The sequence below is a fragment of the Maribacter sp. UH1 genome, assembly GCF_056839145.1.
This window is the reverse complement of record NZ_CM166387.1, coordinates 876860-898687: the sequence shown is the minus strand read 5'-3', so window position 1 is coordinate 898687 and position 21828 is coordinate 876860. Positions and strand designations below refer to the sequence as shown.

The window sequence follows — 21828 nt, the reverse complement described above, 5'->3', positions numbered from 1 at the left end:
CAAATTTGTTGCCAAACAAGAAAGGTCTGTAGCTACAACGTTTATACTTGTATTTCATCGATTTAATATACTAGCAAAATCTTGTAGGAATTTAACAAAATAAGATAATTCTTACATTTATTTTGTAAGACTTGATTTTTAAATTGTGATTATTATCTTGTTAGATATAAGAATCCTTGATAGTTTAAATCGTCTTCTGGAATATAAATAGTATAGAAATATACGCCGGTTGGTAGACCTTCTGATTCACCAAAAGGGATGTTGTTTAAATTAGAAAATCCAACAAAATCATTTACGTAATCTGTCTTTTCGAATACTTTTAGTCCGTAGCGATCATAAATTTGAAGAAAGTTACTGTCATATTCTTCTAATTCTTCAATGTAAAAGTTATCATTAATACCATCTCCGTTTACAGAAACATAGAAATTATCTATAAAAAGTACATCTCTAGATAGCGGTTCAAACGGACTTTTAGATGATCCAAGCGTAATTGCTTCATAGTCATCTGGTATAAATGATTCCGTGGTTACAAAACCTTCGGTTAAAGTACCTACGGGTACACTACCCACTAAATTCACCCATTGCTGTGATGCTTTGCTAAAACCTACAGGAATGACTTCATCCACGTTATCCGTTAAACTTTCAATAGTGCTACGCAAATTCCAACTTAAGGTAACCGTTGAAGGAACGGTACCTTCTAACCTCCAAAACTCAAAGGTATTTACCAGTTCTACATCTAAATCTGTTGCGCTGGTATCAAAAGAGGTAAGTGGTGCAGGTGCGTTACTTGGGTTCTCGTAAAAGTAAGCGCATTTAGCAAAGAGGTTGACACTTTCTGAATTTATAATTAACGGTCTTAGAAATTGCACATCACCTACCGGGAAACCAAAATTCTGCTGATTGGTAATAGCAGCATACCCCTCAATTTTACTAAAGTCATTCTCGCCGCTGTAAAATGAATTGTCTACAAAATTGTAAAAAATATCTGGTTGTGCAGTTGGGGTAAGAATACTACCAAAAATGAAATTGGTGTTATTGGTATTGTCCATACCAAGGTTCAGCTGCATATTGTTTTCTAGGGCAATTTCCATATCATGGAACTGCGGAGTTACATTACCCGAAACAGTCAAAAGCTCAGACCCATAAAAACCTGCTAACCCAAGATTATTATCTAAAGGAGATTCATTAATGAGGTTGGTATGAAAACCAATTTGCCCACCTTCGTGAATACGTAAGTTGCCGTTATTGTATAATGCTGTTTGGGCAGTAACAGTTGCCGCAAATAGGATGAATAATATGTGTATGTATGCTTTCATTAGTTGTTCTCCTTTTCTAATAACATGGTTTTGATCTCTGCCATTTGAGCTTTTAACCCCTCTAATTCTGTACTCATGTTAGTATTGGCACTTTGTAATTCTTTAATTTTCTTTTCTTGCTCAATAGTATGCAAAAATAATTCTTCTATTTTTTCTAGGTTAACTCTAGAAGATTCACTCAAATTCCAAAAACCTTGTTCTTTTACTGCAGCAGCAGATTGAATACCTGGTAAGTGATTGTTCTCTTTCACAAAAGCTTCTATTTCAGCTAAATCATTAAACTCATAGTTAGGGTTTAAAATGGAATTGCCTAAAAAGTATTTTTGGAAAACGTAGTCGGGAACTCCAATTGCTGGGTCAATAGATAGGAAACTCATGTCCGTTCTAATATTACCGGCAACATGAAGGTTTTCTTCAGGAGCGGTGACGCCTATTCCTACATCTCCATTTCCAATTATTCTTAATCTTTCTAAACTATTTGTCGAAAATGCCAATTCAGATTCAGCAGGTAACCACATTCCAGAGTTTAAATCATCTTGAAAACGATAAGAGGGTAAACCTACAGAGCCATCACCATTTGCAATAGTACTCGCTCTAATTTGACCGTTTACATCAAGTTTTGAATCTGGGTCAACAGTACCTACACCTAATTTTAATGTTGAATTATCCCAAAAAAGTTGATTATTGTTCTCTGCAATACCTCCAGAACCATCTGAAAATAATATTGATCCTGTATTTGCTGGGTTAGTTAGGTCTTGCCATTCAACATTTGTTCCGTTAGTAGCAAGAATTTGTCCTGTAGTTATACTCGGTTCTATTTTTGCTGGAGTAACGGCTTCTGCCGCAAGTTCAGCTGTATCGATTCCTAATGGGGCAACGTCTAAAGCCAATGGGTCGGCATTTGTTCCTGCACCTGTAAGAACAAGAGTTGCATCTGCGGCTATAGAAACTTCATTACCAATAATACCATCTACTTCTGTAACAGTGGCCGTGATATCGGCTTCAGTAATATATACCCAATCATTTCCGTCCCATTGCAAAAGTTGACCCGCAGCGGTTCCGTCAGCCATTTTAGGCAATGTTACTGCACCTGCCGCAAGTTCAGCAGTATCGATTCCCAACGCGGATACGTCCAAAGTTAATGGGTCGGCATTAGTACCTGTCCCTGTAAGTTCAAGAGTTGCATCAGCTACAGCAGAAACCTCGTTTCCTAAAATACCATCGACTTCCGTTACTGCAATATCTGCCTCAGTTATATATACCCATTCAGTTCCGTCCCATTGTAGAAGTTGCCCAGCTGTAGTTCCATCTGCCATTTTAGGCAATGTTACAGCACCTGCCGCAAGTTCAGCTGTATCGATTCCCAATTCAGATACATCCAAAGTTAATGGGTCTGCATTAGTTCCTGTTCCTGTAAGTTCAAGAGTTGCGTCAGCTACAGCAGAAACTTCGTTTCCGACAATTCCATCAATTTCCGTAACTGTAGCCGTAATATCTGCCTCAGTTATGTATATCCATTCGGTTCCGTCCCATTGAAGAAGTTGCCCAGCTGTAGTTCCATCAGCCATTTTAGGTAATGTTACTGCACCAGCAGCAAGTTCGTCTGTGTCAATTCCAAGTGCAGCAACGTCCAATGTCAAAGGGTCTGCTGTTGTACCTGTCCCAGTAAGTTCAAGAGTTGCATCAGCCACAGCAGAAACTTCGTTTCCGACAATTCCATCAATTTCTGCTATTCCTGCAAGTTCATCAATAGCAGCCTGTGTTGTAATTGCCGTTAAACCGGAAGTGGTATTGTCGTAGTCAACTTCGCTAGCATTTTGGTCGGTACCACCACCGCCTCCAGGTGTGTAATCTGTCCATTCAACAACTCCGGAAACAGTTGTGATTAACACTTGGTCGTCAGTTAAAGGCAAAGTAGCCGGTGCTATTGTAAAGGGTGTAAGTGTAGTTCCATTACCAGATATTGTAACACCGTCCGCTATTTCGGTAGTTCCACCTGTAGCACCTGGAGGAGTTGCCCAAACAACATCTCCATCTACGTTAGTGCTAAGGAATTCTCCATTGGCTCCGGGTTCAATAGTAAAAGGACTTGCAGCTGTTCCTACACCGGTAATGGTAGTTTGGTCAGCTACTTCGGTTGAACCACCTCCAGTTCCGCCCGGAGCAGGTGCCCATGTAACTGCGCCACCTACAGTACTTAAGAATTGACCGTCTAGGCCTGGTTCAATTTTTAAAGGTGTTACTGCAGCTTCTTCAATAGTAAGCAAACCTTGATCATTCATAGTGGCATCGCCATTTATAAAAGCTTCAGCTGCTTCCCCGGTACCATTTCCAATAAGAATATTGCCATTATTTAATTCAATAACTTCAGAAGCATTAATAATATATGGGTCATCATTAGATCCGTCACCAGTAATGGTTACATTAGTTCCGTTTTGAAGAATTGTTTCGGTACCATCTACAACAGCTCCATCCGCAGCGTTTATTATATAAGGTGTGGCGGTTGTTCCGTTTCCGGTAATTGTTATATTGTTTCCTTCGGTCACTATTGTTTCGGATCCGTTAGCAACCACTGCATCATCGGTACTGATTATATATGGAGAGGCTATTGTTCCGTCACCAGTTACTGTGATATTGTCACCTTCTGTGACTTTAGTTTCAGAGCCGGTTGTTTGCGGTAAAGTTATAGTTCCTCCATTCGTCAAGCTAATTTCATTTGCCGCGGTGTCAAAACTTAGTTCTTGCAAATACGTAGATAAATCAACCGTATTTGGGTCATTCTCTATACTGAGAATATTGTCTGTAAGATCTAATTGTTGATCGTCAGAACCAATTAAAGCACCTAGGCTAATAGTAGAAACTCCCGCAATTGTAGATCTTGCAATAGTTAATGTGGTATCTAGTTTATTGAACGTTAGATCGTAAAGTCCGTCAGAATCTTCCCATTGTACAATTCCGTTTTCATCGGTAGTCAATACTTGTCCAGGTACAGAGTTGGCAATATCTGCTGGGGCAATGCTACCATCTCTAATCTCTTCAGACCCAACGGAGTTCTGTCTAAGTTCACTAGAGCCAACAGATTCGGCAGCTAGTTTTTCTTGTGTAATAGAATTGTCTTGAATATCATCTGGTCCTATGCCACCATCTATAATGTTATCGCCCAGAATACTGTTCTTTGCAACTTCTAAATTAATGCTTCCAGCAGTTTCGGTAATTTCAATGGTACTTCTACCATTTATTATGGGATCATTGGTAATAGAAAAATCAACAGCATCACATAAATTAACCCATTGGGTGCCGTCGTAATAATTTATACACTCGGTATCTGTATTATAGACCATACCACCACGTTGTGGCGTAATAGCTTCCATTTCTAATGTAGTAACACGGGTAATGACCAAAACTTTAGAGGTGCTTTCAAGCTCCAAAACCGATGAAGCATCAATATTTTGGGGATTATCTCCTATTTTAATTTGTCCATGTACAGTAGAAACCGTGAGTACCGTAAAAAAAAGAAAGAAAATTATTGCTTTCATACTTAGTGTCTTATGACGAGAATATAGTGATAAACAAAAATAGAATTATCTTATGAATACCCTTTATTTATAAGTTGAAATAATAGGGTAATGGGTTAAAGAACATCTAACCTCGTTGAACGGCTTATTTTATGGCGCCGAAAATAAGCAAAGCACTTCCAATAAATTTTTTCTAAAGATGAAGAAATTAACAAAAGTTTATTGGCGCAGTTTTTTTTATGAAGATTACAAATCTTTTCTTTATCTTTTGAATGCACTTTAATAAGAGTGTAATCAGTTTTAATATACACTAAATGACCAAAAAATTACTTTTTTTACTCGTATTATTTACCACAATATCAGGCTTTTCACAAGATGAAACCAGACGACCTTTGAGTGGTTCCGTAATTTATATGAACATTGGGGTGCCCAATGAAAATGTGATCAATGTCACTGCTGAACATGCCACCATAACCAATGATCAAGGTTTATTCAGAATAAATGTAAAGGTGGGTGACCAAATTGCTTTTTCTGCCGTTAATTACAAAATAAAAGTAGTGACCATTACAGAAGAAATTTTAGCCAATAATCGTTTGGTGGTAGAGGTAAACGAAAAGGTGACGGAATTGGACGAGGTAGTAATTACCCCAGAACAGCAAGAACGTTTTTTAGAAGTAAAGAACCAAGAGTTTAAAGAGTACGAATACGAAATTGATCGTGGTACAGGAGTAGATAATATAGCGATGTCAGATGCTGAAAAAGGGATGCAAGACGGTTTAAATTTTGTAAACATATTTAGGGCTATTTTTAAATCTCAAAACGAAAATGTAGAGGAAGCGCCTAAATTGAAGGTAAGCGAAGTGCTACGTCAAGTTTATGATGATTCTTTCTTTGTAATGGATTTACAGATACCACAAGATAAAATAGATGAGTTTCTATACTATTGTGATGATCAAATGCCTGCAACATCGCTCCTTAAAAAGGAGAATGAATTTCAGTTAATAGATGCGATGGTTAATCACAGCAAGACTTTTCTTAAAGATTTAAATGAGGAGTAGACTCCTTTTATTATTACTTTTTTCTAGTGTCTTTTCATGGGCGCAAATTGGCGAGTTTAAAAAATTAGAGGGTAGGGTGTATAGTGATGACGGTGATGTTGCCGCTACGCATGTACTTAACCTTACTTCTAAAAGAGCCAGTATAACAGATGAATACGGGTATTTTGCTATTCCAGTAAAATTATATGATACCTTGGAGTTCTCAGCCGTTCAATACAAAAAGAAAATTATAGTAATCAGTTCCGCAATTTTTGAAAGTAAGTTGATTTCTGTTGGGCTAGAAGATGCTTTAACGGAATTAGATGAAGTGACGGTAACACCATATAGTCTTAGTGGCAATTTATTAACGGATCTGTCTACGTTAGATATAGATCCAGTGGTTACGTCGTCTACATTGGGTTTGCCAAATGCATATGTAAAAATACCTACTAAGGCTGAGCGGGAATTAAAGGCTGCCACGGGAAATCCTATTATGAGTTTTGATCCCTTGATCAATGCCATAAGCGGACGTACCAAAATGTTAAAGAAAAGGGTAGAGCGTAATAAGCTTTATGATCGTACAGAACGTGTAAGAGCGTTTTATGCCGATAGCGTGTATGTAAAACAGCTATCTATTCCTGAAGATAAAATTGATGATTTCTTATATTACTGCGAGGTAGACCCTAGATTTCAACAAATAGTAGATACCCATAGCAAAATAGAGATTTGGGAATATTTACGAAGGAAAAGTTTGTTATACAGAGAAAATAATTCTTTAGATTAGTCGCCAAATCTTTGGCATATGCTTTGTAATAAGGTGATGAAACAAAACAATATGAAAATTTTTAAACCGGTACTACTATTATTTATACTTCCACTTTTTGCATTTGCCGGAGCACATAAATTTTACATTAGTGTTACCAATGTTGATTATTCTGAGAAGGATGAGGCAGTACAAATAATTACCCGTGTATTTATAGATGATATGAACCTGGTGCTGAAAGAGCGTTATAGTTACCCCGCAGTATTAGGTACAGATGAAGAGTCATCCGTAGATAAAGAGTTTTTGGAGAAATACCTACGTACCAAATTCTTGGTAGAGATCAATGGTAAAACTGTTACGTATGACTTTATTGGGCATAAGTACGATTCTGATATGGTCATTTGTTATTTAGAAGTGCCAAATGTTCCTTTAAAAACTTTAAAGCAAATAGGTATTACCAATGAGGTTTTGACCGATATATATGACGATCAGCAGAATGTGGTGCATATGAAGGTAAATGGCAAGAAAAAGAGCCATGTGCTCATAAAGTCACGTATTAAAGGAATGTTAAATTTGTAACATACATTAAGATATCCCTATAAAAACTTTATTTTTCCATCACTAAATAACTATGAAATGATAAGAGTAAAGTACGCGTTCGCGTCTGTTTTATTCCTTTTCGCAGCAGTATCTTTTGCACAAGAGGCTGTCACTAAAGAAAAGGAGCCTGGGCACTACAACCAGAGCAAGTTTAAACAATTATATGAAGAGTTCGCTACGCCGAACACCTATAGGTCGGCATCTGGTGCTCCTGGTCCTGATTATTATCAGCAGCAGGCAGATTATGTAATGGATATTCGTTTAGACGACAAGAATGCCAAATTGTTTGGTGAAGAAACCATTACATATACCAACAATTCTCCAGATGATCTAGAGTATTTATGGGTACAGTTAGATCAGAATGTGAGAGAAAAAGATTCTAAAGCTGCATTAAAGAACGGTAGCGGTATTTCATTAGGTGATTCTCCTGAAAAATTTGTTGGGAATTACATGACAGAGTCCTTCGATGGTGGATTCAATATCGATTATGTAAAAGATGCTTCTGGGAAAGCATTGCCATTTACGATCAACTTTACTATGATGCGTGTAGATTTACCAACACCGCTTAAAAGTGGAGATAAGTTTTCTTTTGATGTAAAGTGGAACTACAACATACCTGACCACACAGTAAATAGAGCTAGATCTGGTTATGAATTTTTTGAGGAAGATGGCAACAGAGCATATGTAATTGCTCAATTCTTTCCAAGAATGGCAGTATATAATGATGTAGAAGGATGGCAGAACCACCAATTTTGGGGTAATGGCGAATTCGCACTTCCATTTGGTGACTATGAAGTAAATATTACGGTACCTGCAGATCATATCTTAGATGGAACAGGTGTACTTCAAAATAGAAAAGAAGTTTACAGTAAGGAAATGATGAGCCGTTATGAAAAGGCTAAAAAATCTTATGACAAGCCTGTTATTATCGTTACTCAAGCAGAAGCGGAAGCAGCAGAAAAAGGATTTTCAGAGAAAACAAAAACATGGAAGCTAAAGGCTGAAAATGTTCGTGATTTTGGCTTTGCAACCTCAAGAAAATTTATTTGGGACATGCAAGCCGTTAAATTGGGAAACAGAGATGTAATGGCTGTTTCTATGTACCCTAAAGAAGGCAACCCTTTATGGGAAGAGTATTCGACTAAGGCAGTTGCGCACACATTGAAATCATATTCATCGCATACTTTTGATTACCCTTATCCTAAGGCAATTTCTGTACACGCTAAGCGTCAAGGAATGGAATACCCTATGATTTGCTGGAACTACGGTAGACCAAACAAAGATGGTAGCTACTCTGATAGAACTAAATACGGTATGATCAGTGTAATTATTCATGAAGTAGGTCATAACTTCTTCCCAATGATCGTAAACTCAGACGAACGTCAATGGGGATGGATGGATGAAGGTCTAGATACCTTTATGCAGTACATGGCAGAGCAGGAATTTGGCGAGGCATACCCTACGGCAATAGCTCCAAATGATAAATACCCATCTAGAAGAGGCGATCCAGCAAAGATCGTACCTTACATGAGCGGTGATCAAAGTACTATATCTCCGATTATGTCAAATCCTGAGAATGTATTTCAATTAGGTCCAAACGCGTATGGTAAGCCAGCAACAGCTTTGAATATATTAAGAGAAACTGTAATGGGGCGTGAGTTGTTTGATCATGCTTTTAAAACATATTCTCACCGTTGGAAATTTAAGCACCCTACCCCAGAAGATTTCTTTAGAACAATGGAAGATGCGTCTGCCGTTGATTTAGATTGGTATTGGAGAGGATGGTTCTATACTACGGATTATGTTGATATGGCCGTAAAGGGTATCAAGAAATATTATGTTAGTGATCAGCCAAACAAAAAAATGAAGGCGTATTTAGCTGAGCGTGGTATTCCAGAATCTAATTTGCCACCAATGGTATATTTAGAGGAGTATGATGATGCAGCTATGGTTTCACCAGAATTGAAAGATAACTTGCCATCTGAAACATCTAAAACTTTAAAAGAGTTTATGATGGATAACATGACAGCGGCAGAGAGAGCGGCAATAAAAGAGCCTAAGTTTTTCTATGAAGTAACATATAACAGTCCGGGTGGCTTACCAATGCCATTGATCGTAGAATATACGTATGCAGACGGTTCAGTTAAGAATGTTACCTATCCTCCAGAAATTTGGAGAAAGAATAGCAAAGAGGTAAGTATGGTAATTTCATCTACTTCTGAGTTAAAAGGAATTAACATTGATCCTAAAATGGAAACGGCGGATATTGATACAACGAACAATAGCTGGCCTAAGAAAGAGCAAGAGAGCGATTTCGATAAAATGAAGAATGGAGTAAAAGGAAAATAATTAAGAAAATAATTATTGTTAAAAGCCTCGTATAACTACGGGGCTTTTTTAATTTTGGTTGCGAAACTTGTTTATATTTGTAGTATGATTGCTATGTATTCATTATTTATTAGTGGCGCGGAAATTTTCTTCATTATGTTTATTGTAGTGATGGTTTTTGGCGCGGACAAGATTCCTGGTATTGCCAAGGGTTTAGGTAAAGGTATGCGTCAACTTAAAGATGCTACCGAAGATATTAAACAAGAAATTCAGAAGAGTGCTGACAAGCAGGGTATAGATACTAGTTTTGTGACCGATATCAAAAAAGATATCGACGATATGAAAAAAGACATTAGCTCTGGTTTGGGTAGTGATGTTAAAAAACAAATTACGGATGTCAGTAAAAATATCAATGAAGTAACGGGCAGCATCAAGCGAAAGTAAACTTCTATGTTAGATGACATTTTACAATGGGACCGAGATACCTTTGTCTATCTAAACAGTCTTGGTATTGAACAATATGATGCTTTTTGGTCAACGGTAACCAAATTTCCACCTTGGATTCCCTTATTTGCACTTATCGTTTTTCTTTTCTTTTTTAAGTTTCCAAAACGTGAGGCCATAACAATGATTTTTACCATTTTGGTCATGGCGGCTTTTGTAGCTACCATAACCGATTTAACAAAACATGTTGTTGCACGACTACGCCCTAATAATGATGAGGAACTAAATACCTTAATTCGCATATTGCGTAGTCCATCTGGCTTCAGTTTTTTCTCAGGTCACGCATCATCATCTTTTTCGATTATCACTTTAACGGTGCTTTTTCTAAGACATAAATTTAAGTGGGTTTACCTATTTTATACTTGGCCCCTATTATTTGCTATGAGTAGAGTGTATGTGGGTGTACATTTCCCCATTGATCTAATGGTGGGTGCTGTGGTAGGTATTGTATCAGCTTGGCTGTTCTATAGGTTATATTGTCTACTTATTTTACCCTACTTAAGGTCAAGCCGTCACGTATAGGCAACAAAACGGTTTCTAAAAGCGGGTGTTCGCTTAGTTTCTTATTGTAATCCAACAATACTTTTGTAGTAACATCCTTAGGGTCTAACGGTTCAACTACTTTTCCGGACCACAATACATTATCAGAAAGAATAACAGATCCAGATTTGGTTTTAGGTAAAACGGCCTCTAAGTATTTATCATACTGTTTTTTTTCGGCATCAATAAAAATAAGGTCGAAAGTAATATCCATTTTTGGGATGATATCTAATGCATTGCCCACGTGCTGAAAAATCTGAGAACCGTAATCGCTTCGGTCAAAAAAGGAACGCTGAATTTGTTCTAGTTCTGCATTGACATCAATGGTATGTAATTGTCCGTTTTTCTGTAAGCCTTCTGCCAAGCATAAAGCAGAATACCCGGTATAAGTGCCAATTTCAAGAATATTGGTGGGATTCATCAATTTAGAAAGCAAGCTAAGAACACGTCCTTGAAAATGCCCTGTAAGCATACGTGGTTGTATGACTTTTAAATGCGTTTCGCGTGTAAGCTCCTGTAATAATTTAGGTTCAGCTTGTGAATTATCGGCTAAATAGTTTTCTAAAAGGGGTGATAGAAAATGCATGCGTTTCTTTTTGCAAAAATAGGGTTTTAAGCCTTAATTTAAAGGACTGAAAAAGAGTAGAGCGATGAATACTGAAATTACGATTAGGGAAGCGGTAAAAAGTGATATACCTGTTTTGTTACAACATGAGCAGGAAGTTGTGAAAGCAGAACGCCCAATGGACCCTACCATTAGAAGTAGCGACGTTACTTATTATAATTTAGACATGTTAATGGAAAACCCTAGAGCAACAGTTATGGTTGCTTGTGACGGAGATAAAATTGTAGCAACTGGCTATGCCTTGGAAAAACCGGCTAGACATTACCTAGATCATGAAACATATGCTTACTTTGGATTCATGTATACAAAACCGGATTATAGAGGTAAGGGTATAAATGGTAAAATAGTAAGTGCATTGCAAGATTGGTCAACAAAAGCAGGTTTAACAGAAATACGGTTGCATGTGTACAATGATAATGATCCTGCTATTAGAGCTTATGAGAAAAAAGGATTTAAAAGGCATATGATAGAAATGCGCTTAAGAACAGAATCGTAGTACCCAATTATTGAATAGAGTCTATAGAATTATAGGCTTATGATTACTTTTATACAAAATTAGTTATGGAATTTAAAAATACGTTGGCGTTTGCACAGTCTTTAGATGCGCAAGACAACTTAAAAGCATATAGAGATGAGTTCATTTTTCCTAAAATTAAGGGGGAGGAAGTTATCTATTTTACAGGGAACTCTTTAGGTCTGCAACCAAAACGAACAAAGGCTTTTGTGGATGAGGTTATGAAAGATTGGGGGGAATTAGCGGTAGAAGGTCACTTTTATGCTGAAAAACCTTGGTGGGATTATCATGAGCGGTTAGCGGCACCTTTGGCAAAAGTGGTTGGAGCATTGCCGGAAGAGGTATCGGTAATGAATACCTTGACCGTAAATCTTCATTTGTTGATGGTTTCATTTTACAATCCCACAAAAAAAAGATTTAAGATTCTATGTGAGGAAAAGGCTTTCCCTAGTGATCAATATATGTTTCAAAGTCAAGTTCGCTTTCACGGTTTAGAACCAGAAAAAACTATCGTAGAGATTAAAAAGCGTGAAGGTGAGCATCACTGGAGAACAGAAGATATACTTGCAAAAATAGAAGAGCTAGGCGATGAGCTGGCACTTGTTTTAATAGGTGGGGTCAATTATTACAACGGACAAGTGATGGATATGGAAACCATAACAAAAGCCGGAAAAGCCGTTGGTGCCAATGTTGGTTGGGATTTAGCACATGCCGTTGGTAATGTGGAATTAAAATTACATGACTGGGATGCCGATTTTGCATCTTGGTGTAGTTATAAATACATGAATAGCGGACCAGGAAATGCATCGGGAATTTTTGTGAACAAGAAACACTTGAACAAAAAAGACATACAACGTTTTGAAGGTTGGTGGGGAACGAAGAAGGAAACCCGTTTTCTTATGAAGCCAGAATTCGAGCCTATGGAAAACGCTGATGCCTGGCAAATAAGTAATGTACCTATTTTATCTGTAGCACCATATCTAGCATCACTGACCATGTTTGAAGAAGTGGGCATGCAAAAGCTGATAGAAAAGAGAAAGTTAATTGTTTCGTATCTGGAGTTCATTTTACATGAAATAGATAAAGAAGTAGATAGTTCTTTTGAAATTATCACTCCCAAAGATAGAGGTTGTCAACTATCTGTTTTCTTACACGGGCAGGGAAAATCTTTGTTCAATTATTTAATGGAAAACGGCGTAGTGACCGATTGGCGAGAGCCTAACGTAATCCGTTTAGCACCGGCACCTTTTTATTCTACCTACGAAGATATGTATCGTTTTGGTCAGATCTTAAAAGCAGGGGTACTTGCAAATTAGATTTTATAGATTTTTAGAATATAGAATTTAGAGAATAGAAAATAGATTATTTTAATAGTTAACGGACACTTGTGCTGAGCGTAGCCGAAGTAACCAACAACCAACTAAAAGTGAAGTCATTACTATTAATTTTAGGGAATGCTAGATACTTTGGTCCCTCGTGGGTTTTCGCTAGTATAAATATTCTATTTGGTACATGGGCAATCTATATACCTACGGTAAAAGATGCTTTGGAAATTAGTAAATCTGAATTAGGTATAGCTATATTCTTTTTGGCATTGGGAGTGTTTACCGTATTTCCGTTTGCTTCTGGTATTGTCAATAAGTTTGGAGTAGGTAAGGTTACTTTTTATGGTGTAATGATGAGCTGTACCGCGGCTATTTTGCCCTTATTGGCACCTAATTATTATGTGTTGATGGTGGCATTATTTCTTTTTGGAGCGGCAAACGGTATTACCGATATCGCTATGAATACTTTGGTAACCGAGATCGAAAAAAAAGACAAGGTAAAATTTATGGCAGCTTCCCATGGTTTTTTTAGTCTAGGTGGAGTATTGGCTGGTTTGGGTAGTTTTTTAATTGGTCCGTTATCAATTCCCGTTTTACACATGTCACTTGCCGTCTTGTTGGTAGTATTGGTCAATTTAAAATTTAGGAGTCAGTTTTTTTCGGAAATAGCGGAGGAAATTGAAAATGAACCATTTAGCTTAGGGCTTTTAAAGCCATTATTGTTACTAGGTCTAATTTCATTTATAGCAATGGGTAGCGAAGGAGCTATAGTGGATTGGAGCGGATTGTATCTAAAGGAAGTAGCATTAGCTCCGGAAGCTTTATGGGGAATTGGGTTTTTGGGTTTTCAAATTACCATGACCTTAGGTAGGTTTTTAGGTGATGGTATTAGTGATAAAATTGGGTCTGTGAAAATTGTGGCTTTGGGAGCTGTTTTCGCGATACTAGGTTATTTTTTAGTGCTTTCGGCAGACATTACTTTAAGTATTATTGGTTTCACCTTAAATGGATTAGGTTTTTCTGTAATGGTACCCGAAGTTTTTAGAATAGGAGGGAATGTAAAAGGAATTGAATCTTCTAAAGGCATTGCATTTATAGCAGGTACGGGTTATGCGGGGTTTTTATGTGCGCCACCGATTTTGGGTTTTCTAGCAGAGAATTACAGTTTAACTAGAAGCTTCGTTGTGTTGTTAATCTGCGCATTTCTCATACTATTATTTACACTTTTGTTGAAGCGAAAAACTGCTTAGCTTTTCTTAATTTTTAATATTACTCTTGATTTTAAATTCACTGGCGGGATCTTGAACTATCTCAATAAATTCTAGCATCTCATCAGTTAAAAGCAATTGGTTTTGTGCATTCCAGTAACTTTGGTCATACGGGTAGTTTATCTTGAATAAGTCTTTGGATGTGCTCACGTTTTTCTTGACGTCAAAATCACCTTCGTTGTCAGATGTGGTTAGAATAAATGAAACATCGTAAAAAGAGGTAAAAGAGTTCTCTTCATCTGTCAGTTCTACTTTTACATCGTACTTAGCGGAAGCTATGTAATATTTACTCGTATTGGAAGATTTAGAAAGAGATATTTCCTTTTCATAGGACACTGTTCTATATCTAATATGCTTACCACTATTTTTAAAAGGCTTATCATAAAGTTCTACTGTCATTTTAAACCTTTCCATTGCGTAGTCTTCTGTATTTATAATATAATATCCATAAAAATCTTCATCTTTTATAGCGGATTTTGATTGAAAATTAATGCTGATTTTATTACCATTATCGAAACTAGATTCAGTCAAATCAAAATCATCTCCTGTTGCGTTCATAGGAATTAGATTCATGAATAGACTATTGAACGATTCGAAAATAAAGTAAACATCATTTTCATCTTTGACTAAACCAACTTTACGCATATTGGTTAACTCTACTTTAAAGTCTTTTTTATCAGGATCTATCTCTTTAGTGTATAGAAGTGTTCTCCTTTCCAACTTTCCTTGTAAATCTTGTATACGGGTAATTTCACCATTATACCGTAGTACGCCTCTTAACAAAAATTTCTCTTTATAAGGATAAATAGGGTAGTTTGATCTCACGGAATCTCCAACCTTTTGCCATAGCGTTTTTTCATTAGTTACGGTAACTTCGTTTAGTTCTAATACACTTTTGTTGAGGTGAATAGTATCTCCCACTTTTTGAAAAGTGGTGTTTAATTTATCATAGCCAACTCTGTAAATTGTAACGGAATCTAATGATGATGAAAACTGAAACCTTCCGTCAGCATTGGTCATAGTATGGTCTTTACTATTGTAAACGCCAACAAATTCTAATGGTGTATTATCTACACTATCCAAGACAATAGCGCTAGTACTGTATTGGGTATAGCCGAAAAAGGAAAAAAGAAGTAATGTGTAAAGTGATAATTTCATAATTGGTTAGTTAGTTCTGAACAATATCAAACTCCGTACCTAATTATCTCACCTCAACACCTGTAAAGAAAAGAGAGAAATCAGCATCTGGTCTTTTGTGCATCATACTAATGTGCAATCCATTTAGGGTTTTATAGTCTTCCCAAGTGGTCGTCATATTAGGTTCAGATTGATTTTCTTTTCTATACACCCATTCTTTAATAATATAATCATCACCAAAATAATAATCATAAGCATCACCAGGTGTATAACCGCCTTCATTATTATAGACAGTAGTCAATTTATGCATAGTAGCTTTGCTTATTGGCGCTTCTACATTTTCTGTAAGCTTGTGGGTAAAACTATTTTGGTCCCATACCAATTGATATGGTGCCAACAACCAAAACTTATCATTTACAAATCCGCCATCGGTCGCGGTCATAGTACTGTCCACAGATTTTCTGTTGTATGTAATGGTATCTTGTCTGGTCATCATGGTTACGTTGTTAGGTGCCGTTTCCCATAACCAGGTACGTTCAAAGTGCTCATCTTCACGATCTACATTGAAAGTGAATTTAATACTTTCTACATTTTTCCAGTTTTCAAAACCGTTCGCATTTGCGATTTTTTCAAGAACTGTCAATTGCGTATCTTCGGCAACAGCAATTTTAGGCTTTTTTTGGTCGGTTTTACATGCTGTGAAAACGCTTGATATAAGAACGGAGAGAATAATTAATTTTTTCATTTTCGGCAGATTTTCAAGTAAATATATCAATTACAGTATCTTTAACCTACTTTTATTTTTTGTAAACCATCTATCAAAGTGACATTTCTTAAAAAGCTATGTTTTATTATTATCGGAAACCAATTCAGTGGAAAATCGGTTTCTGGTGGTAAGAAGGAAGAATATACCGATTTAGAGTTAGTAGAACGCATTGTTGCTAACAATGACTCTATGCTCTTTGGTGTGCTCTATGATAGGTACTCGAAATTGGTTTACAATAAGTGTTTGGGTTTTGCCAAATCTAATAAAGAGGCAGAGGACTTGACCCAAGATATTTTTCTAATGCTTTATGTAAAATTGGGTTCGTTCAAAGGAAATTCAAAATTTTCTACCTGGTTATATTCTTTTACCTATAATTTCTGCGTTAATTACGTGAATAGAAATAAGGAGCGAAAAATAAATGATAATTCGGTTAAGTTTGAAACACATGAAGATGTTCCGGTAGAGGTGACAGATAATTTGTTGCTTGAAATGCAAGTGGATAAACTTAAGAAAGCCTTAGAACTTATAGCGCCTGAGGAAAAATCGATATTACTATTAAAATATCAAGATGGTGCATCTATTAAAGAGTTGGAAGATATTTTAGAATTAAAATCAAGTGCTATTAAAATGAGGCTCAAAAGAGCAAAAGCAAAAGTTACGGAAATGTATAAAACCCTACCTTAATGTTAGAACAGGACAAAAATCCATTTAAAAACTTACAAGGAGATCTTAAAGATGTTCCACCAGAACTACGTAAAAAAGTTATGGAAGACGTTGCTACGGCTAAGTTGATAATGGAGTTGTCTCATTTATTCACAGGTAGTTTTGCTTCTATTATTGAAGGTATGCTAAATACAAAATCGAAAAACGAATAAAAATAAAGTAGAAAAGTTATATGGAAACAATGGATAAGTGGAAAGACCTCACCTTCGATTCTTTAAGCAATATATTCAAGGATATTGCTTCTGCATTGCCAGGTATATTTGGGGCATTTATCGTAATTATTTTTGGGTGGATCATCATTAAGGTGGTCACCTTCGTATTAAAACGAATATTTAAAGCGATCAAATTAGATAAAGCTTCTGAAAAAATTAATGAAGCAAAATTATTTGGAGATGCCGATATCAAAATAGACTTACCTAAAATAATCGTCACTTTTATAAAAGTGCTATTATGGTTGGTATTTATAATCGTTGCATCCGATATTATGGGCTTAACCATTATATCTACCGAAATTGCTAACCTTTTAAGGTACTTACCTATATTATTATCAGCGATGATCATTTTTATGATCGGTCTGTTTTTAGCCAAAACTATAAAAGAAACTATAGTCAAGGTATTTGACTCTATAGGTTTAGGTGGTGGTAAGCTTTTAGGTAACGTATTATTTTACTTAATTATCATATTTGTAAGTATTACGGCTTTAAACCAAGCGGGTATTGATACACAAATAATCACTAATAACTTTACAATCGTATTAGGTGCATTTTTATTGGCTATAGCATTGGCATTAGGTTTAGGGTCAAGAGAAATTGTAGGTGATTTGCTAAGAACCTTTTACTCAAGAAAAATTTATGAGGTAGGGGATAAGGTGAAAATTGGAGATTTACAAGGTACGGTAATAGGTATCGATAATATTTCAATGATATTAAAAACAAAAACCGGTAAAGTAGTTATCCCGATTAAAAAGGTGGTAGAGAAAACAGTTACCGTAGAAGAACAATCCTAAACGAATATTAACGTTTTTTAATTTATAGAAACAGGTTTGGTAATAATCTAAAGGATTATTGCTAATCATGTTTATGATTTAATTCATTAATTTTGTTAGAGATAAATAAACTTAAAATATGAGTGCTAAAAAAGGAAAAATTCAGGAAGCCATAGATGAAAAAATGCTGGAGGAAAGAAAAGTCTTTCTATGGGGTATGGTTGATGACGATTCTGCAAAACATGTAATTGACAGGTTGTTATATCTAGATATGCAGAACAATAAAGAAATACAACTATATATTAATAGTCCGGGTGGTTATGTTACTTCTGGTTTTGCAATGTATGATACTATAAAAGCCTTAAAGAGTCCGGTTTCAACTATCTGTACAGGTTTGGCGGCATCAATGGGTTCTATTTTATTATCAGTTGGTAAAAAAGGTAGAAGATTTATTCAGCCACATGCACAGGTAATGATTCACCAACCAAGTGGTGGCGCAAGAGGTCAGGCTTCTAATATTGAAATACAGGCTAGAGAAATTATTAAGACCAAAGAGTTAAGTGCACAAATATTAGCAGATAACTGTGGTCAAGATTTTGACAAAGTTCTAAAAGATTTCGATAGAGATTATTGGATGAATGCAGAAGAGTCTATTAAATATGGTATCGTTGACGGTATAATGGAATAGATTACAAAAAGCTATTAAAATTAAAAAGTCCTTTACCAAAATGGTAAAGGACTTTTTTGTGGTTGGTAGTTAATTTTGGATAACAAAATACTATCCGGTCTTATCTTAAAAAGACAAGGTTGTTGTTGAATTTATGAGGTATGCTTAAAAAAATCATTTGGATGCCAAGACACCTTTTTTAATCTGTAATATTGGGAATTCCGTTCTTCTGTTCAGCTCCAATTCTTCAGGAGTACAATCTTCTTTACTCGTGCATTTATTAATAGGTACACGTTTACCAAAGCCTTTATAAGAAACAATTCTATCTTGTGATACTCCGTTTTCAATGAGATATTCATAGGTAGATTTTGCCCTTCTTTCAGAAAGGTCATCATTGTATGCATGACTACCAACGGGATCGGTATGTGCTTCTAGTTTTATTATCATATCTGGGTAGGTACTGTTCATAACACGTACCACTTTATCTAGCTCTCTTGCAGCATCTGGTCTAATATCACTTTTATTAAAATCGAAGTATATTTTATTTAGTCCCGCTAATAATTTAAGGTCAAGTACAGGTTCAAGAACAATATCTTGTCTCATTATCTTTTGTGCCTTTGGTGTCTTTGATGTATTGAAAAATACATTTTTATGAGGGTGCGTTTTACGTACGGCCTCAATCATATAAGCGGTCTTTCTATTGACAGGGAATCTGTAGTACCCATTTTCATCTGTAGTGGTCTGTGCAACCAATGTATTTGTTACTTGATCATATAAAGTTACTTTAACACTGTCTAACATTTGGTTGTTTACACCATCTACAACATAACCTTCAACATCTAAGGCAGGGGTAAATTTAAATTTGTAAATATCATCACTACCAACGCCACCTTCTCTATTAGAACTTACGTAACCGTCTAAACCGTTTGGTAAACCATAATACGCGAAATCATCACTAGAACTATTAATAGGAGTACCTAAATTAATAATGTCGATAACCTCACCGTCTTCATTAGAAATGGTTGAGAAAACGTCTAGCTGACCAAAACCAACATGACCATCAGAGCTGAAGAATAATTTGCCTTCTTCATTAATGAAAGGGAACATTTCGTTGCCTTCTGTATTTACAATAGGTCCGGCATTAATAGGTTCTTGTACACCACCACGCTCATGAATTTCAGCATAGTAAATATCGGTACCACCATAACCACCAGGTCTATCCGATGCAAAATAAATGCGTGTTCTCGCAAGATTCACAGACGGATGCCCGGTGGAATAGTAGTCACTATTAACCCTGAGGTTACTGTTTTCTTCCCACTTACCATCAATAAATTTAGCCGTGTATATTTTTAAATTAATTTCATTTGATACTCCGTACCCAGCTTTTTTGTCATAGAAGTTATTACGGGTAAAATACATAATTGTATCATTCTTGTAATCTGTAGAAAAGGCTACTGAGCTTTCATGGTACTTTGTATTGATATTCCCTTTTACGCGTTTAGGTTCAGACATAGGGTTGTCTTCTTGAACGGCAAAAAGGTCTAGCCAAGGTTCATCGTTCCAACCATAACTTTCACCTGTAACCACATCTCTTCTTGAAGAGCTGAAGTATAAGTTTCCCATAAACCGATACACACCAAAATCACTATCCGTAGAATTGAAAGCAACAGGTTCCACTTCGTAACGTTGTCTACTGTTAAAGACTACGGAGGCTAAATTGCCATCTTGTAAAAATCGTTTAACACGAGAATCGTTCTTATGGTATTTCTTATATTTTTTTAACCAAGCTTCAGACTCATCCATATCACCATTGGCATATAGCGCCATGGCATATTTAAAATAATAATCAGTAGGTAATGTTGCATTATTGATTACGGCACTAAAATGCGGAATAGATTTTTTATAGTCACGTATTAATAAATAACATTCCGCTAATTGCTGATGAGCATATTCTGCATTGAAATCTGTTTCCACCATTCTTTCATATTCTGGTATTGCCAATGAATATGAGAATTTACTGAAATAATAATCTGCTTTTTTTTGTGATGCTACCTGAGCAATAGATATTTCAGCTACTAGTAAAAGCAACATCAATACCACAATATTTTTATAATTTTTCATCTTATCGATTTTAAATTATTAGAAATATCTAGGAGACTTTACAGGGCCTAACACCTTTTTGAAAAGTTCATAGATCAATATAATTTCATGCGTACCACCAGTGTAAGGTCTTACCGTTGAGGTAGGCAGATCATAGGCATAACCTACTCTAAAATCTCTTGATACTTGGTAATCCATCATTGCACCAAAATTAGATGCGTCGTTAACGCGGTAAGAAGTACCGATCCAAAACTTTTCGTTGAATAAAAAGTTTATGGTAAAATCGTATGTAGCCGGTGCACCATTGGTGAATTTTGTAATAACGGTGGGTTTAAACTTTGTAGTTTCAGAAAGGTCAAATACCATACCGCCAATAGCATAATAGCTATTACGTTCTATAGCTTCAAACTCACCATCGTTTAAATCTGTATTCAGTATTCTTGGTGAGGATATACCAGCATACCATCTGTTAGAGCCGATATAAAAACCAGCACCAAAGTTAGGGTTGATACTATTAAAATTAGCATTGAAGAACTGATCGTTAGGATCAGGATTTTCTAAGTTGTAACTGGTGAAGCCACCTTTAAGTCCAAAACGCATATTTACTTTTTGACTTACTGGAACTGTATAAGAGAAGTCACCATAGAAATAGTTGGTACTTTCAAAACCTAGTTTATCATTGATATAAGAAACACCAATACCTACTCTTTCATTTTTCATTGGAGAATGAATAGATAGGGTACTAGTTCTTGGATTACCTTCAAGACCTGCCCATTGGTTTCTATGCAAAATTGTAGCATTCAGAGTTTCTCTACTACCGGCATATGCAGGGTTTACAGAAATAGTGTTATACATATACTGTGTAAACTGGGGTAACTGCTGTGCGCTTACAAAGGCACCTGTTAAAAGTAGAATGGCTAAAAGTAGATTAGCTTTTTTCATGGTTGTGTTTGGGTTTAGCTTTTAAGGCTATGTGTTAATGTATAAGTAGGTTATCTTAATAATTACAAATTTAATAGCTGTACTCAAGTATCTGAAAAATAACGGCTGACACCCCAGATTATTCGTTCTGAAACCGCAAATTCGTTCAATTGATGTATTTATCGGACGAATTA

At 36.1% G+C, this 21828-nt stretch carries 20 protein-coding genes; 13 read left to right on the top strand and 7 right to left on the bottom strand.

Annotated features, from left to right (window positions below):
* Nucleotides 1-152: 152 nt before the first annotated feature.
* A complete protein-coding gene (locus UH1x_RS03915) occupies nucleotides 153-1316 on the bottom strand; it encodes a T9SS type B sorting domain-containing protein (RefSeq protein WP_482625233.1) in 1164 nt (387 codons plus the stop codon).
* Nucleotides 1316-4852, bottom strand: coding sequence for a beta strand repeat-containing protein (locus UH1x_RS03910; protein WP_482625231.1), 3537 nt, complete (start codon nucleotides 4850-4852; stop codon nucleotides 1316-1318). The genes UH1x_RS03915 and UH1x_RS03910 overlap by 1 nt, the downstream gene beginning before the upstream one ends.
* Nucleotides 4853-5145: 293 nt before the next feature.
* On the opposite strand from UH1x_RS03910, the gene UH1x_RS03905 reads away from it, so the two are divergent.
* The 6 genes from UH1x_RS03905 (at nucleotide 5146) to UH1x_RS03880 (ending at nucleotide 10585) form a co-directional block, all read left to right on the top strand.
* Nucleotides 5146-5889, top strand: coding sequence for a peptidase associated/transthyretin-like domain-containing protein (locus UH1x_RS03905; protein ID WP_482625230.1), 744 nt, complete (start codon nucleotides 5146-5148; stop codon nucleotides 5887-5889).
* A complete protein-coding gene (locus UH1x_RS03900; protein WP_482625229.1) occupies nucleotides 5879-6652 on the top strand; it encodes a peptidase associated/transthyretin-like domain-containing protein in 774 nt (257 codons plus the stop codon). Before UH1x_RS03905 ends, UH1x_RS03900 begins: the two co-directional genes overlap by 11 nt.
* A gap of 51 nt (nucleotides 6653-6703) precedes the next feature.
* Nucleotides 6704-7210, top strand: a complete 507-nt coding sequence (locus UH1x_RS03895; RefSeq protein WP_482625227.1) for a DUF6702 family protein — start codon at nucleotides 6704-6706, stop codon at nucleotides 7208-7210.
* Nucleotides 7211-7267: 57 nt separating this feature from the next.
* The gene (locus UH1x_RS03890; protein WP_482625225.1) at nucleotides 7268-9580 is read left to right on the top strand and encodes a M1 family metallopeptidase; all 2313 of its coding nucleotides are present in this window, start codon (nucleotides 7268-7270) and stop codon (nucleotides 9578-9580) included.
* Nucleotides 9581-9664: 84 nt separating this feature from the next.
* Nucleotides 9665-10003, top strand: coding sequence for a Sec-independent protein translocase subunit TatA/TatB (locus UH1x_RS03885; protein WP_405413411.1), 339 nt, complete (start codon nucleotides 9665-9667; stop codon nucleotides 10001-10003).
* 6 nt (nucleotides 10004-10009) lie between these two features.
* Nucleotides 10010-10585 carry a phosphatase PAP2 family protein gene (locus UH1x_RS03880; RefSeq protein ID WP_482625223.1) on the top strand — a complete coding sequence of 192 codons (576 nt, stop codon included), beginning with the start codon at nucleotides 10010-10012 and terminating at the stop codon, nucleotides 10583-10585.
* Here UH1x_RS03880 and UH1x_RS03875 read toward each other — a convergent pair.
* Nucleotides 10548-11189 (bottom strand): O-methyltransferase, encoded by a 642-nt coding sequence (locus UH1x_RS03875; protein WP_405413415.1) that lies wholly within the window; start codon nucleotides 11187-11189, stop codon nucleotides 10548-10550. The genes UH1x_RS03880 and UH1x_RS03875 overlap by 38 nt on opposite strands.
* 64 nt (nucleotides 11190-11253) lie before the next feature.
* Here UH1x_RS03875 and UH1x_RS03870 point away from each other — a divergent pair, with 64 nt between their 5' ends.
* From UH1x_RS03870 to UH1x_RS03860, 3 genes are all read left to right on the top strand, one after another.
* Nucleotides 11254-11724, top strand: coding sequence for a GNAT family N-acetyltransferase (locus tag UH1x_RS03870; RefSeq protein WP_482625221.1), 471 nt, complete (start codon nucleotides 11254-11256; stop codon nucleotides 11722-11724).
* A 65-nt stretch (nucleotides 11725-11789) separates the two neighbouring features.
* Nucleotides 11790-13058: a kynureninase gene (kynU, locus tag UH1x_RS03865; RefSeq protein WP_482625220.1), complete on the top strand. Its 1269-nt coding sequence runs from the start codon at nucleotides 11790-11792 to the stop codon at nucleotides 13056-13058.
* Between the two features lie 71 nt (nucleotides 13059-13129).
* Entirely contained in the window at nucleotides 13130-14317 is a 1188-nt protein-coding gene (locus UH1x_RS03860) for an MFS transporter (RefSeq protein ID WP_482625218.1), read from the top strand.
* Between the two features lie 6 nt (nucleotides 14318-14323).
* Here the strand turns inward: UH1x_RS03860 and UH1x_RS03855 are convergent, their stop codons facing one another.
* Both UH1x_RS03855 and UH1x_RS03850 read right to left on the bottom strand, forming a co-directional pair.
* Entirely contained in the window at nucleotides 14324-15493 is a 1170-nt protein-coding gene (locus UH1x_RS03855) for a peptidase associated/transthyretin-like domain-containing protein (protein WP_482625216.1), read from the bottom strand.
* Nucleotides 15494-15536: 43 nt separating this feature from the next.
* On the bottom strand, nucleotides 15537-16217 hold the full coding sequence (locus UH1x_RS03850) for a hypothetical protein (protein WP_482625215.1): 681 nt from the start codon (nucleotides 16215-16217) through the stop codon (nucleotides 15537-15539).
* A gap of 78 nt (nucleotides 16218-16295) precedes the next feature.
* Here UH1x_RS03850 and UH1x_RS03845 point away from each other — a divergent pair, with 78 nt between their 5' ends.
* The 4 genes from UH1x_RS03845 to UH1x_RS03830 all read left to right on the top strand — a co-directional run bounded on the left by UH1x_RS03845 (nucleotide 16296) and on the right by UH1x_RS03830 (nucleotide 18634).
* Entirely contained in the window at nucleotides 16296-16922 is a 627-nt protein-coding gene (locus tag UH1x_RS03845; protein ID WP_482625213.1) for an RNA polymerase sigma factor, read from the top strand.
* Nucleotides 16922-17113 (top strand): hypothetical protein, encoded by a 192-nt coding sequence (locus UH1x_RS03840; protein WP_482625211.1) that lies wholly within the window; start codon nucleotides 16922-16924, stop codon nucleotides 17111-17113. The genes UH1x_RS03845 and UH1x_RS03840 overlap by 1 nt, the downstream gene beginning before the upstream one ends.
* A gap of 29 nt (nucleotides 17114-17142) precedes the next feature.
* Complete coding sequence (locus tag UH1x_RS03835) at nucleotides 17143-17967, top strand: mechanosensitive ion channel family protein (protein ID WP_482625209.1); 825 nt, start codon at nucleotides 17143-17145, stop codon at nucleotides 17965-17967.
* Nucleotides 17968-18085: 118 nt separating this feature from the next.
* Nucleotides 18086-18634 carry a ClpP family protease gene (locus UH1x_RS03830; protein WP_036156068.1) on the top strand — a complete coding sequence of 183 codons (549 nt, stop codon included), beginning with the start codon at nucleotides 18086-18088 and terminating at the stop codon, nucleotides 18632-18634.
* 153 nt (nucleotides 18635-18787) lie between these two features.
* Here the strand turns inward: UH1x_RS03830 and UH1x_RS03825 are convergent, their stop codons facing one another.
* Together UH1x_RS03825 and UH1x_RS03820 are read right to left on the bottom strand one after the other, a co-directional pair.
* Nucleotides 18788-20734, bottom strand: coding sequence for an OmpA family protein (locus UH1x_RS03825; protein WP_482625208.1), 1947 nt, complete (start codon nucleotides 20732-20734; stop codon nucleotides 18788-18790).
* A gap of 18 nt (nucleotides 20735-20752) precedes the next feature.
* Nucleotides 20753-21655 (bottom strand): PorP/SprF family type IX secretion system membrane protein, encoded by a 903-nt coding sequence (locus UH1x_RS03820; RefSeq protein ID WP_482625206.1) that lies wholly within the window; start codon nucleotides 21653-21655, stop codon nucleotides 20753-20755.
* Nucleotides 21656-21828 lie beyond the last annotated feature (173 nt).